10 protein-coding genes are annotated in these 12,210 nt (G+C 73.7%); 7 read left to right on the top strand and 3 right to left on the bottom strand.

The genetic code is table 11. The features are described from left to right. Positions 1–112: 112 nt before the first annotated feature. Complete coding sequence (locus tag D7231_RS22570) at positions 113–610, bottom strand: flavin reductase family protein (RefSeq protein WP_158673798.1); 498 nt, start codon at positions 608–610, stop codon at positions 113–115. Positions 611–1,042: 432 nt separating this feature from the next. On the opposite strand from D7231_RS22570, the gene D7231_RS22565 reads away from it, so the two are divergent. Beyond that, positions 1,043–2,575, top strand: a complete 1,533-nt coding sequence (locus D7231_RS22565; RefSeq protein WP_120757326.1) for a glycoside hydrolase family 47 protein — start codon at positions 1,043–1,045, stop codon at positions 2,573–2,575. A gap of 48 nt (positions 2,576–2,623) precedes the next feature. On the opposite strand, the gene D7231_RS22560 is transcribed toward D7231_RS22565, so the two are convergent. Next, positions 2,624–3,286 (bottom strand): hypothetical protein, encoded by a 663-nt coding sequence (locus tag D7231_RS22560; protein WP_120757325.1) that lies wholly within the window; start codon positions 3,284–3,286, stop codon positions 2,624–2,626. A gap of 210 nt (positions 3,287–3,496) precedes the next feature. Between D7231_RS22560 and D7231_RS22550 the strand changes: the two genes are divergently transcribed. From D7231_RS22550 to D7231_RS22535, 4 genes are all read left to right on the top strand, one after another. Beyond that, positions 3,497–5,011, top strand: a complete 1,515-nt coding sequence (locus D7231_RS22550; RefSeq protein ID WP_241999858.1) for a D-alanyl-D-alanine carboxypeptidase family protein — start codon at positions 3,497–3,499, stop codon at positions 5,009–5,011. Positions 5,012–5,172: 161 nt separating this feature from the next. Next, entirely contained in the window at positions 5,173–6,201 is a 1,029-nt protein-coding gene (gene tdh / locus D7231_RS22545; RefSeq protein ID WP_120757324.1) for an L-threonine 3-dehydrogenase, read from the top strand. A 49-nt stretch (positions 6,202–6,250) separates the two neighbouring features. Further along, positions 6,251–7,450, top strand: a complete 1,200-nt coding sequence (locus D7231_RS22540; RefSeq protein ID WP_120757323.1) for a glycine C-acetyltransferase — start codon at positions 6,251–6,253, stop codon at positions 7,448–7,450. Positions 7,451–7,521: 71 nt separating this feature from the next. After that, positions 7,522–8,436, top strand: coding sequence for a LysR family transcriptional regulator (locus tag D7231_RS22535; RefSeq protein WP_120757322.1), 915 nt, complete (start codon positions 7,522–7,524; stop codon positions 8,434–8,436). Between the two features lie 22 nt (positions 8,437–8,458). Here D7231_RS22535 and D7231_RS22530 read toward each other — a convergent pair whose 3' ends face one another. Next, positions 8,459–9,097 (bottom strand): DUF4352 domain-containing protein, encoded by a 639-nt coding sequence (locus D7231_RS22530; protein ID WP_147449778.1) that lies wholly within the window; start codon positions 9,095–9,097, stop codon positions 8,459–8,461. Positions 9,098–9,275: 178 nt separating this feature from the next. Between D7231_RS22530 and D7231_RS22525 the strand changes: the two genes are divergently transcribed. Both D7231_RS22525 and secD read left to right on the top strand, forming a co-directional pair. Beyond that, complete coding sequence (locus tag D7231_RS22525) at positions 9,276–9,680, top strand: hypothetical protein (RefSeq protein ID WP_120757320.1); 405 nt, start codon at positions 9,276–9,278, stop codon at positions 9,678–9,680. Between the two features lie 97 nt (positions 9,681–9,777). Continuing rightward, positions 9,778–12,117 carry a protein translocase subunit SecD gene (gene secD / locus D7231_RS22520; protein ID WP_120757319.1) on the top strand — a complete coding sequence of 780 codons (2,340 nt, stop codon included), beginning with the start codon at positions 9,778–9,780 and terminating at the stop codon, positions 12,115–12,117. Positions 12,118–12,210 lie beyond the last annotated feature (93 nt).

Below are 12,210 nucleotides of genomic sequence, written 5' to 3'. Positions count from 1 at the left end.
GTTCATCAGCAGCGCTCGGGGCGTGAAGGGTGCACCGCGCACCGGTCGCAGCTGCGCGGAGATCCCGGGGTGCGCCCCCGGGGTCGCCGGTGGCGCCCGCCGTGACGTGGTGTCAGGGACGCGCGGGCGCGGTGGGGCCGACGGCGTGGAGGCCCCCGCTCAGGTGGACCAGGCCGTCGCCGGGCTCGCCGCGCTCCGCGTGCTCGACGGCGGCCACGACCAGGTGGTGGTCGCCGGTGCGGATCACGTCGCGGCGGGAGCAGACGAGCCGCGCCGGGCAGCCCTCCAGGAGCGGCACGCCGTACAGGCCCCCGGTCCAGCGCGTGGGCGGCGCGAACCGGTCGGTCCCGCGGGCGGCGAATCGTTCCGCCAGATCGGTCTGGCCGGCGCCCAGGACGTGGATGCCGAACCAGCGCGCGTCCTTGATCCGCGCCCAGGTCGAGGAGGAGTCGGCGAGGGCGAAGGAGACCAGGGCCGGCTCGGCGCTGAGCGAGGCGAAGGAGGTGATGGTCACCCCGGCGGGCCCGGCCGGGGTGGGTGCCGTGAGGACGGCCACGCCCGACGCGTGGGCCCGGAGCACCGAGCGCAGGGTGGCCGCGTCGACGGTCACCGGACGGCCCCGGTGCGGGCGGTGTCCGGGCGGGCGGGCCCGGGGTTCCTCGTGCGACGGTTCGTGCTGCTCACAGGTGCGCTCCGATGGTTCCGGTGGTGCCGGCGAAGGGGTTCCGCCGCGGCGGGCGGAGGGCCGGCGCGGCCGCGGGCGGGGAGGCCGGCGCGGCCGCGGGCGCGGCACGTGCCCGGATCGCGATGCGCCATGCCGGAACTCACGCCCTTCCCCCGAAGGCCTGGTTTTCGATCATCCTGGCCAAGGCGGCCGATCGAGGTCAATGGAGGCCGGACGGGCCGGTGGAGTGATCCGGGACACAAGCGCCGGGGCTCCGCGAGGAGCACCGCCGCGCCTGCCGCCCGCAGCGGCGGAGCCGACGCATACTGCGGTCAAGTGTCCGGGTGGGGAACCGGTGACCAGGAGGGCCTGCCCGTCATGACGTACGCATCGCTCGGCGCCCGGACGGCCCTGCGCGGGTTCACGGCCCGCCGCAGCCTGCTCCGCGCGCTCGCCGTCACGGGCGGGCTCACGGCGGGCGCCGGGCCCGGTGTCCTCGCGGAGCCCGGCGGCGGGCGGCGCGCCGTGGCGCCGCTGCCCGGCGGGACGTCCCGTGCCGCGCCCCCGGCCGCGCCGCCCGGCGCGCGGCGGCGGGCGGAACGGCGGCGCGCGGAGCGGCCGGACCGGGCGAAGGCGCAGGAGATCCGCGCGGAGTTCGGCCATGCGTGGGAGGGGTACAAGCGGTTCGCCTGGGGGCACGACGAGGTGCTCCCGGTGTCGGGCCGCCACCGCGAGTTCTTCGCGCAGAGCCACCCGGTGGGCCTGTCGATCATCGAGGCGGTCGACACCCTCCACCTCATGGAGCTCGACGACGAGGTCGAGCGCTGCGTCGCTTGGCTCAAGGACAACCTGGACTTCGACGTGAACGCCGACTTCCAGGTGTTCGAGTCCACCATCCGGCTGGTGGGAGGCCTCCTCTCGGGCTATCTCGCCACCGGCGAGAAGGAGCTCCTCGGCCTCTGCACGGACCTCGCGGACCGGCTGCTGCCCGCCTTCACCGCGTCGCCCACCGGCATGCCCTACCGGTACGTCAACCTGCGGACGGGGCGCGTCCGCGGGGCCACGCTGCCGCTGGCCGAGATCGGCACCAACGTGCTGGAGTTCGGGGCGCTGTCCCGGCTCACCGGCGACGCCCGCTACCGGCGGGCGGCCGAAGGGGCCCTGCGCGCGGTCGTGCAGCGGCGGTCGTCGCTCGACCTGCTCGCCACCCGGATGGACGTGGAGACCGGCCGGTGGGCCGACCGCGAGAGCGTGGCCGTGAACCCGCCGGCGGACTCGTTCTACGAGTACCTGTGGGGCGCGTGGGTGATGTTCGGCGACGAGGAGTGCCGGGACTGGTTCAAGATGTTCGCGGCCGCCATGCGCCGCCACCAGGCCGAGCACGTCGACGGGCGGCTCTGGTTCAAGCACGTCGACTTCACCACCGGGGCGCTGATCAGCCGCCGGGCGTCCGCGCTGTCCGTCGCCGTGCTGCCGGTCGGCGGCGACAACGAGCTGGCCGCCGGCCACTACCGCTCCTGGACGGCCGTCCTCGACAAGTACGAGGTCGTCCCCGAGGAGATCGACTACGGCCGCGGGCTCAAGGTCCTGAGCCCGCGGAACGACCTGCGCCCCGAGTACGCCAACTGCGCCTTCCAGATGTACTGGCAGACCGGCGATCCGTACTACCGGACGACGGCGTGGCGCTACTTCCAGAACCTGAAGCGGCATCACCGCGTGCCGGGCGGCTACACGGTGCTCACCGACGTCACCCGGCGGCCGATGGCCAAGGGCGACCTCTGCCCGGCGTACGTGTTCGCCGAGAACTTCAAGTGGCTGTACCTCACCTTCGCCGACGCCCCGCGCTTCGACTACGAGCGGGGCTGGCTGAGCACGGAGGGGAAGGTCCTCGCCGGCTTCCGGAACGTGTGAGACGTATGAGACGCGTAGACGGAGTAGACGGGTAGGGCGTGTGAACGGTCAGGGCCTGAGCTGCTGCTTCACCTCGGCGGCCTGCGGCCCGGTGTCCGTGGCCGGGACCGTCCAGCGGTCGTCGCTCTTCGTGCCGTCCGTGTAGACGATCGTGCCGCCCTTGGCCTGAGCGGGCGTGAGGTCAAAGACCTTGACGCGCATCTGGGACGCCCCCGGTGCGATGCCGCCGGAGTGCCGGTACTTCGCCAGGACCACCTTCGCGGCGTTGCCGTTGCCCGCGGGGATGGACTGCCCGTCCGTGGAGACCCACCGCCAGCCGCCGCCCTTGGCGGGCGCCTCCTCGTCGGCGGGGTTGGCGCTCAGCGACTTCTCCAGCAGTGTGACCACGGCGAAGGTGCCGTGCTGCGGGGCCGTCCGGCCGGCCGCCGTCGCGTAGACGACGGTCGTCGGGGTGATCTCCAGGATGCCGACCGTGCCCGCTCCCACGGTCCGCGAGGGCTCGCCGAAGGCGAGTGCGGCGCCCTTGGGGCCGTTGGAGGCGGTGGGCCGTGCCGAGGCCGGAGACCCGGCCGGTGATGTGGCCGGCTTGCTGCCGGCGGTCCGCGACGGGCTCGCCCCGCCGCTCTTCGCGTCGTCGTCGTTGCAGGCGGTGAGCGTGAGGCAGCCGACGGCGGTGACGACGGCAGCGGCGGCGAGCAGGTTCTTGCGCATGGATCCCCCCAAGGCTTCGGCGCGCACGGGGACCGTACTGCCGCCGGAGCGGCCGTGAAGGGCCGTTGACCGAGCCGGTACCAACGGGTTGCTTCCGTGACGAACACATACTCATCGGATCAGTTGATTGGTAACGGAACCAGCAGGTATGTCGCGCTCGTCTAGCACGTCGGTTCGAAGACGAGTGGTGACGATCTGGAGGAGGCACCGGTGGCAGGAGAGTCCCCCGGCACGGCGGAGCGGCAGAAGGAGCCGGCGGAGACTCCCGAGCAGCCCGCGCCGGAAGCCCCGGATCCCACCGGGACCCCGGAGCGGCCGGAGGAAGCTCCCGCGCAGCCGGAGCGGCCGGAGCCCGTGCAGCCGGCCCGGCCCGCGGAGGCCCCGGCCCGGCCGGAAGCGCCCCCGAAGCCGCCGGCAGACGCCCCCGCGCAGCCCGCGCCCCTCGACCTGCTGGCGCAGCTGACCAACCGCACCCCTCCCCCGCCGTCCGCGTCCCGCACCGTGGCGCGGCGGCTGAAGATCTGGTCGCCGCTCGTCCTGCTGCTCGCCGTTCTCCTCGGCACCGTCCAGCTGGTCCGGCCCCTGCCGGACCCGAAGTTCGTGGTGGCGGGGAACCCGTACACCTTCACGGGTGAGGCGTTCGCGATGCCCTGGCCGGGCGAAGGGCAGGCCGCCGCCGAGGTCGTGGGCGTCGGCAGCCTGGGCACGTACGGCGAGCGGAAGCCGGTGCCGACCGCGAGCGTCGCCAAGGTCATGACGGCGTACGTGATCCTCAAGGACCACCCGCTCAAGGCCGGCGAGGAGGGCGAGCGGATCACGATCGACGCCACAGCCGCCAAGGAGGCGGGCGCCCAGGAGGAGTCGCGGGTGGAGGTGTCGGAGGGGCAGGACTACACGCAGTTCCAGATGCTCCAGATGCTGCTGATCCCGTCCGGCAACAACATCGCCCGGCAGCTCGCCCGCTGGGACGCGGGGTCCGAGGACGCGTTCGTGAAGAAGATGAACGAGGCGGCCCGGGAGCTCGGCATGGACGACACGACGTACACCGACCCCAGCGGGCTGGACGCGTCGACCGTGAGCACCGCCGTGGACCAGGTCGAGCTGGCCCGGGAGGTCATGAAGAACGACGCCCTCCGGACGATCGTCAAGATGCCCAACGCCGACGTCCCCGGCCTCCCTGACCGCATCTACAACAACAACGACGACCTGCTCGTCACCAACCCGGGCGGGCTCGGCATCAAGACCGGGTCGAGCGGCCCGGCGGGCGGCGCGCTGATGTGGGCGGCGAAGCGGACGATCGAGGGCAAGGAGCGCCTGATCGTCGGCGCGACCATGGCCCAGCGGCAGGCGGGCAGCGACGACGCCAACGCCCACCTGAAGGTGGTCAAGGAGCGCAGCTACAAGATGATCAAGGCGGTGCAGGACGCGCTGGTCCCCGCGACGGTGGTCCGTAAGGGTGATGTCGTCGGGCACGTGGACGACGGCCTCGGCGGCCGGACGCCGGTCGTCGCGACGCGGGACCTGCGGGCCGTGGGCTGGGGCGGGCTGAAGGCGCAGCTGGAGCTCACCGACGGCGGCAAGGGGATCCCGCGCGAGGCCAAGGCCGGTACGGAGGTCGGCGCGCTCGCCGTCGGGACCGGGCCGGGCCGGGCGCAGGTGCCGGTGGCCCTCCGGAAGGACATGGCGGCGCCGGGCGCGGGGGCCAAGCTGACCCGCCTCGGGTGAGGGCACGCGCGCACCGTGTGAAGTTCTGCTGTTGCCCCGCTTAAGAAAACCTCGATGGACTTCACGGTCATCACTGGGCACATTGGTGCGCGCACGTAGTAGATCCACACGCCGTAGATCCACACGCAATAGATCGCCTCACCACGCCTGGAGCCGCAGCCATGAAGGCACTCGTCAAGCACAAGGCCGAGCCCGGGCTGTGGCTCATGGACGTCCCGGAGCCGGAGTACGGCCCCGACGAGGTCATGATCAAGGTGCTGCGCACCGGCATCTGCGGCACCGACCTGCACATCCGCTCCTGGGACGGCTGGGCCCAGGGCGCGGTGAAGACCCCGCTCGTGCTCGGCCACGAGTTCGTCGGCGAGGTCGCGGCCGTCGGCGCGGACGTGCAGGACATCGCGGCCGGCGATCTGGTCAGCGGCGAGGGCCACCTGGTCTGCGGCAAGTGCCGCAACTGCCTGGCCGGCCGCCGCCACCTGTGCCGCAGCACGGTCGGCCTCGGCGTGGGCCGCGACGGCGCGTTCGCCGAGTACGTCGTGATGCCCGCCTCCAACGTGTGGGTGCACCGCACGAAGGTCGACCTCGACGTCGCCGCGATCTTCGACCCGTTCGGCAACGCCGTGCACACCGCGCTCTCCTTCCCGCTGGTCGGCGAGGACGTGCTGATCACGGGCGCGGGCCCGATCGGCATCATGGCCGTGGCCGTCGCCAAGCACGCCGGCGCCCGCAACGTCGTCATCACCGACGTCAGCGAGCCGCGCCTGGAGATCGCCCGCAAGGCCGGCGCGACCCTGGCCCTGAACGTCTCCGGCGCGTCGATCGCGGACGCGCAGCGCACGCTGGGCCTGCGCGAGGGCTTCGACATCGGCCTGGAGATGTCGGGCCGGCCCGAGGCCATGCGCGACATGATCGCGAATATGACGCACGGCGGCCGGATCGCCATGCTGGGCCTGCCGGCCCAGGAGTTCCCCGTCGACTGGGCGAAGATCGTCACCTCGATGATCACCGTCAAGGGGATCTACGGCCGGGAGATGTACGAGACCTGGTACGCGATGACGGTGCTACTGGAGGCCGGCCTGGACCTCAGCCCGGTGATCACCGGCAAGTACTCGTACAAGGACTTCGACGCGGCCTTCGACGAGGCCTCCACCGCCCGCAGCGGCAAGATCATCCTCGACTGGACCGCCTGACCCCGGCCGGCCGTCCCCTTCTTCTTCCTTCCGTTAAGGAGTCCCCCGCATGTACGCGTCCGTCCGCGACGACCTCCGCGCCACCCTCGACGAGATCCGCGAGGCCGGTCTCTTCAAGCCCGAGCGCGTGATCGGCACCCCGCAGAGCGCCTCCGTGAACGTCACCGCGGGCGGCGCCCCCGGCGACGTCCTGAACTTCTGCGCGAACAACTACCTGGGCCTCGCCGACCACCCCGAGGTCGTCGCCGCCGCCAAGGACGCCCTCGACCGCTGGGGCTACGGCATGGCGTCGGTGCGCTTCATCTGCGGCACGCAGGACGTCCACAAGGAGCTGGAGGCGCGGCTGTCGGCGTTCCTCGGCCAGGAGGACACGATCCTCTACTCCTCCTGCTTCGACGCCAACGGCGGCGTCTTCGAGACCCTCCTCGGCGCCGAGGACGCGGTGATCTCCGACGCCCTCAACCACGCGAGCATCATCGACGGCATCCGCCTGTCCAAGGCCCGCCGCTTCCGCTACGCCAACCGCGACCTGGCCGACCTGGAGAAGCAGCTCCAGGCGGCGAACGAGGGCGGCGCCCGCCGCAAGCTCATCGTCACCGACGGCGTCTTCTCCATGGACGGCTACGTCGCGCCGCTGAGCCAGATCTGCGACCTGGCCGACCGCTACGACGCGATGGTGATGGTCGACGACTCGCACGCCGTCGGCTTCGTCGGCCCCGGCGGCCGCGGCACCCCCGAGCTGCACGGCGTCATGGACCGTGTCGACATCATCACCGGCACCCTCGGCAAGGCCCTCGGCGGCGCCTCCGGCGGCTACGTCGCCGCCCGCGCCGAGATCGTCGCCCTGCTGCGCCAGCGCTCGCGCCCGTACCTCTTCTCCAACTCCCTCGCGCCGGTCATCGCCGCCGCCTCCCTGAAGGTCCTCGACCTGCTGGAGTCCGCGGGCGACCTGCGCGAGCGGCTGAGGGCCAACACCGAGCTGTTCCGCACGAAGATGACCGAGGCGGGCTTCGAGATCCTGCCCGGCGACCACGCCATCGCCCCCGTCATGATCGGCGACGCGGCGGAGGCCGGCCGGATGGCGGAGCTGCTGCTGGAGCGCGGCGTGTACGTCATCGGCTTCTCCTACCCGGTGGTGCCGATGGGCGCGGCCCGCATCCGCGTCCAGCTGTCCGCGGCGCACTCGACCGAGGACGTCGAGCGGGCGATCGCGGCGTTCATCGACGCGCGCAAGGCGCTGCGGGGCTGACCACCCCCTCGGTGACCCCGCCCGGGCCGGGCCCCGGCGGGGTTACCGCGCGTTCCTGGCAAAATGGCGGGGTGATCGACCCCCGGCGGCTGCGCGTCCTGCGGGCCGTGGCGGACCACCGTACGGTGACCGCCGCGGCCGCCGCGCTGTACCTGACCCCCTCGGCCGTCTCCCAGCAGCTCGCCGCGCTGGAGCAGGAGACCGGCCACGTCCTGCTGACCCGCAGCGGCCGGGGCGTGCGCCTGACCGCGGCGGGCGAGATCCTGCTGACCCACGCCCACGAGGTCATCGCCCAGCTGGAGCGGGCCGAGGCCGAGCTCGCCGCGTACGCGGGCGGCACGGCCGGGGAGCTCACCGTCGCGGCGTTCGCGACGGGCATCGCCGAGGTGCTCGCCCCCGTCATCGCCCTCCTCGCCGGCCGCCACCCCGGGATCCGGCTGCGGGTGCGCGACGCCGAGGGCGACGCGAGCCTGCCGATGGTGCTGGACGGGGAGGCCGACGTGGCCCTCGCCGTCGAGTACCGGGGCGCGCCGCGGGAGGACGACCGGCGGCTCGTGCGCGTACCGCTCTACGCCGAGCCGTTCGACGCCGTGCTGCACGCGTCCCACCCGCTGGCGGAGAGCCCCCGCGTGAGCCTGGACCAGCTCGCCGACTGCGACTGGATCGGCCCCTACCCGGGCAACCCGTGCCACGACGTGGTGGTCCTGGCCTGTGAGCTGGCCGGCTTCCAGCCCCGCCTCGTGCACTCCTCCGACGACTTCCGCGCCGTGGTGGCCCTGGCCGGGGCGGGGGCCGGGGTGGCGCTCGTGCCGCGCTCGGCGCTGCGCGGCATGGAGCTGAAGGACACCGTCGTCCGGCCGGTCGCGGGCCCGGCCGCGACGCGCCGCGTGTTCGCCGCGGTGCGGCGGGGGGCCGAGGACCATCCGCTGTTCCGGCCGGTCCTCGACGCGCTCACCGAAGTCGCGGGCTCGCTGTCGACGAACTGAGGGGTCTCGCGCTCTTCTTTCGCTACTTCTTGAGGGTCCACTCGCCCGTCTCGTTGGCGAAGCCGCCGTCCAGCGTGAACTGCACCTTGGCCGGCTTGGAGTTCTCGGGGACGGAGAAGACGACCCAGCCGAGGGACTTCGCGCCCTGGGCGAGGTTCACGGTGACCGGGAACTTCGGGCCCTCGGTGACGCCGCCCATGGTCTGGGTGAAGGCCTGGCCCTGCCCGTCGATGACCTTGGCCCCGCTGGAGGGGCTGTCCGAGTAGGCGACCGTACCGGTGTTGACGAGCTCGAACTGGGCGGCGACCCAGCGCTTGCCGGCGGCCGGCTGCAAGTACTTGTTGTCGCTGTGGGCCGGGTCGGCGAAGCCCTTCAGGGTGACGTCGAGCTGCTCGCCCGCCTTCTTGCCCTTGAGGGTGAGCTTGCCGCCGACGGCGTGGGCGTCGCCGCCCTTGTCCTGCCCCTTGTCCTGACCCTGGCCCTTGTCCTGGCCCTGACCCTTGTCCTGGCCTCCGCCCTGGCCCCCGGCGCCCTGGGCCGCGGGGCTCTTGTCGGCCGAGGCGCCGGCATCGGCCGCGGGGTCGGTGCCGTCGCCGTTGCAGGCGGTTGCGGTGGCCGCGAGCACGATGACGGCCGCGGCGGTGAGGAGCTGACGACGCATGATGAATCCCCCGTAATGGATGCGTTGCATGGTTTGACCTGCACATTTCCGTGCTTGACATGCACATTCTTATCTCGCCGCCGGGCGGGTTCCGGCCAATCAGGGGGCCGATGGGGTTCCTGTGACAATTGGGTGATCAAATCGTGGCATCGGAACACCGGGAGCGAACGGAGGCGCCGTGAGCCGTCACCCGCGGCGTACGCCGGTCCCGGCCGTCCTGTGGGCGCTGCTCGTCCTCCTGTTCGGCGCGGCCTCCGGTACGGGCAGCAATACCGCTGCGCCTCCTCCCGCCACTTCCGTCACCGGCTCCGCCGCGCAGATCCGTACCGCCGGGCCCGCGCCCGAAGCCCGTCCCGCGGCGGCGGACCACGCCCTCGCCGCCCACGGCCTCCACGCCTCCGCCGCCGTCCAGCACACGCGGCTGCCCGGGCTCCCCGGAACGGTGCCCGGCCCGGTGGCGGGGCCGCTCGCCGTCCCCCTGCCGCCGGGCGAGATCGCCGGCCCGCGCCGGGAGCGCGCGCCGCCCGCCACGGTCCCCTCTTCACGCACCACTCGCGGCCCTCCCTCCCCACGGAGCAACTGACGCCACGAGCGCGGCCCCTTCCGCCTGCCCGGCCCGAGCCGGGGAGGGCGGTGTGCGGCCGGCGCTCCGCCTCCGTATGCCGTGAAGTGGAGAACCCATGTCATCCCGGAAACCCCGGATACCCCGGGCGCCCCGGCCGCGCCGGTCGCGCCGCGCCCCGCTGTGGCGCGCGCTGTTCGCCCTGGCCGCCGTCGCCGCCTCGCTGTACTTCGCCCTGACCACCCCGCCCCGGCTCGGCCTTGACCTGCGCGGCGGCACCCAGATCGTGCTGGAGACCCGTAACGGGCCCGCAGCCCGCGCCGATGCCGCCGCCACCGACCGGGCCCTGGAAGTGCTGCGGCAGCGGGTCGACGCGCTCGGCGTGGCCGAGCCGTCGCTGGCCCGCTCCGGCGAGCGCCGCATCGTCGTCGAACTGCCCGGCGTCCAGGACCCCCGCAAGGCCGCCGAAGTCGTCGGGCGCACCGCGCAGCTCACCTTCCACCCCGTCCTCGCCGCGTCCGCGCCGGCCGGCGGCGAAGCGCGCACGCTGCCCGACCCCGACGCTCCGGGGCAGCGCCTGCGCCTGGGGCCGCCGGCCCTGACCGGCAAGGACGTCAAGGACGCCCGGGCCGTCCTCGACACGCAGACCGGCGGCGGCTGGACGGTCGCCCTCTCGTTCCGGGGCGGCGGGGACAAAAGCTGGGCGCGCGTCACGGGCGAGGCGGCCTGTGCCGCGCCCGGGGACGCCGCCCGGCGCGTTGCGATCGTCCTCGACGACCGCGTCGTGTCGGCGCCGGCGATGCAGCAGAGCGTGCCGTGCCGCAGCGGCATCCAGGGCGGCAGCGCGCAGATCACCGGCGGGTTCGGCGACTCCGAGGCGCGCGATCTGGCGGCGCTCGTCAAGGGCGGCGCTCTGCCCGTACCGGTCGAGGTCGTCGAACAGCGCACCGTCGGTCCGACGCTTGGCGCCGAAGCGATCCGGGCGAGCGCGGCCGCGGCGGTCATCGGCCTCGTGTGTACGGCGGTGTTCGTCGTCGCCGTCTACCGGCTGCTGGGCGTTCTGGCCACGGTGGCGCTCGCGCTCTACGGACTCATCTCGTACGCCGCGCTGGTCGCGCTCGGGGCCACGCTCACCCTCCCGGGGCTGGCCGGCTTCGTGCTCGCGATCGGCATGGCCGTGGACGCGAACGTCCTGGTCTTCGAGCGGACCCGCGAGGAGTACGGGCGCCGCCCGGCGGCCTCGTCCGATCTCCGCGGCCCGCTGCGCAAGGGCTTCGGCAAGGCGTGGAGCGCCGTCGTCGACTCGAACGTCACCACGCTGCTGGCCGCCGGGCTGCTGTTCTTCTTCGCCGCCGGCCCGGTGAAGGGCTTCGGCGTCACCCTGTCGGTGGGCGTGGTGGCCTCCATGGTCTCCGCGCTCGTCATCACGCGGGTCCTCGCCGAGTGGGCGCTGCGGCTGCGCAGCGTGCGGCGCCGGCCGCGGCTGGCGGGGGTCGCGTCGGCCGGCCGCGTCCGGGCCTTCCTCGTGCGCCGCGGGCCGCGCCTGATGCGCCGCCGGCGCACCTGGCTGGCCGTCAGCGGCGCGCTGCTGGCGCTCGCCGTCACCGGGATCGGCGTGCGCGGCCTGCACCTGGGCGTGGAGTTCACCGGCGGCCGGCTGGTGGAGTACGGCACGAGCCGCCCCGTCGACGTGGAGCGGGCACGGGCCGCGGTCGGTGACGCCGGGTTCCCGCGCGCCGTCGTGCAGAAGGCGGGCAACGGCGACGTCGTCGTCCGCTCCGGCGACCTCTCGGACCGCGACCAGCAGCGCATCAAGGCGGCCCTGGAGGCGCACGGCGGAAACGTCACCGTCGAGCGCGACGAGCGGATCGGGCCGAGCCTGGGCAGCGAGCTGCGCGACAAGGCGCTCCTCGCCCTGGGCGCCGCGGTCGCGGCCCAGCTCCTGTACCTGAGCGTACGGTTCCGGTGGACCTTCGCGACGGCGGCGGTGGCGGCGATGGTCCAGGACGTCCTGCTGGTGACCGGGCTGTTCGCGTGGCTGGGCAGGCCGGCCGACAGCGTCTTCCTGGCCGCGCTGCTCACGGTGGTCGGCTATTCCGTCAACGACACGGTGGTCGTCTTCGACCGCATCCGGGAGATGCGCCCCCGGACGGGCCGCACCGGCCGGGCCGGGCTCGTCCCGGCCGTGGACAGCGCGATCCTGCAAACGGTGCCGCGCACGCTCAACACGGGCATGGGCGTGCTGTTCGTCCTCGCCGCACTCGCGGTCCTCGGCGGCGACTCGCTCACCGACTTCTCCATCGCCCTCCTCGCCGGAGTGCTCTTCGGCATCGCCTCGACCGTCCTGACGGCGGCACCGCTCGCGGTGGTCCTCGAAGGGCGTCATCCCGGTGCGGTGACGGCGCCTCCGGCTCCGCGCACGGAGAACGGGCACCGGGGCTCGGGCGCCGTGGTCTGACGGGCTGTCGTGCGGCCGCTTCCCGGGCTCGCGGGCGGGAAGCGGCGCACGGCGGGGCGGGCGGCGGCAGCGCGGTCGCGCACGGGCCGCCGC

Source organism: Streptomyces klenkii, from assembly GCF_003626645.1.
Taxonomy (GTDB): domain Bacteria; phylum Actinomycetota; class Actinomycetes; order Streptomycetales; family Streptomycetaceae; genus Streptomyces; species Streptomyces klenkii.
Note: the sequence above shows the minus strand (reverse complement) of the source record. Positions and strands in the feature narration are given on the sequence as shown.

Excerpts from the sequence above, each read along its gene's own strand:
- D7231_RS22540 (WP_120757323.1), top strand. The coding sequence starts at position 6,251 with ATGTACGCGTCCGTCCGCGACGACCTCCGCGCCACCCTCGACGAGATC.
- D7231_RS22565 (WP_120757326.1), top strand. The coding sequence starts at position 1,043 with ATGACGTACGCATCGCTCGGCGCCCGGACGGCCCTGCGCGGGTTCACG.
- D7231_RS22560 (WP_120757325.1), bottom strand. The coding sequence starts at position 3,286 with ATGCGCAAGAACCTGCTCGCCGCCGCTGCCGTCGTCACCGCCGTCGGC.
- D7231_RS22530 (WP_147449778.1), bottom strand. The coding sequence starts at position 9,097 with ATGCGTCGTCAGCTCCTCACCGCCGCGGCCGTCATCGTGCTCGCGGCC.
- secD (WP_120757319.1), top strand. The coding sequence starts at position 9,778 with ATGTCATCCCGGAAACCCCGGATACCCCGGGCGCCCCGGCCGCGCCGG.
- tdh (WP_120757324.1), top strand. The coding sequence starts at position 5,173 with ATGAAGGCACTCGTCAAGCACAAGGCCGAGCCCGGGCTGTGGCTCATG.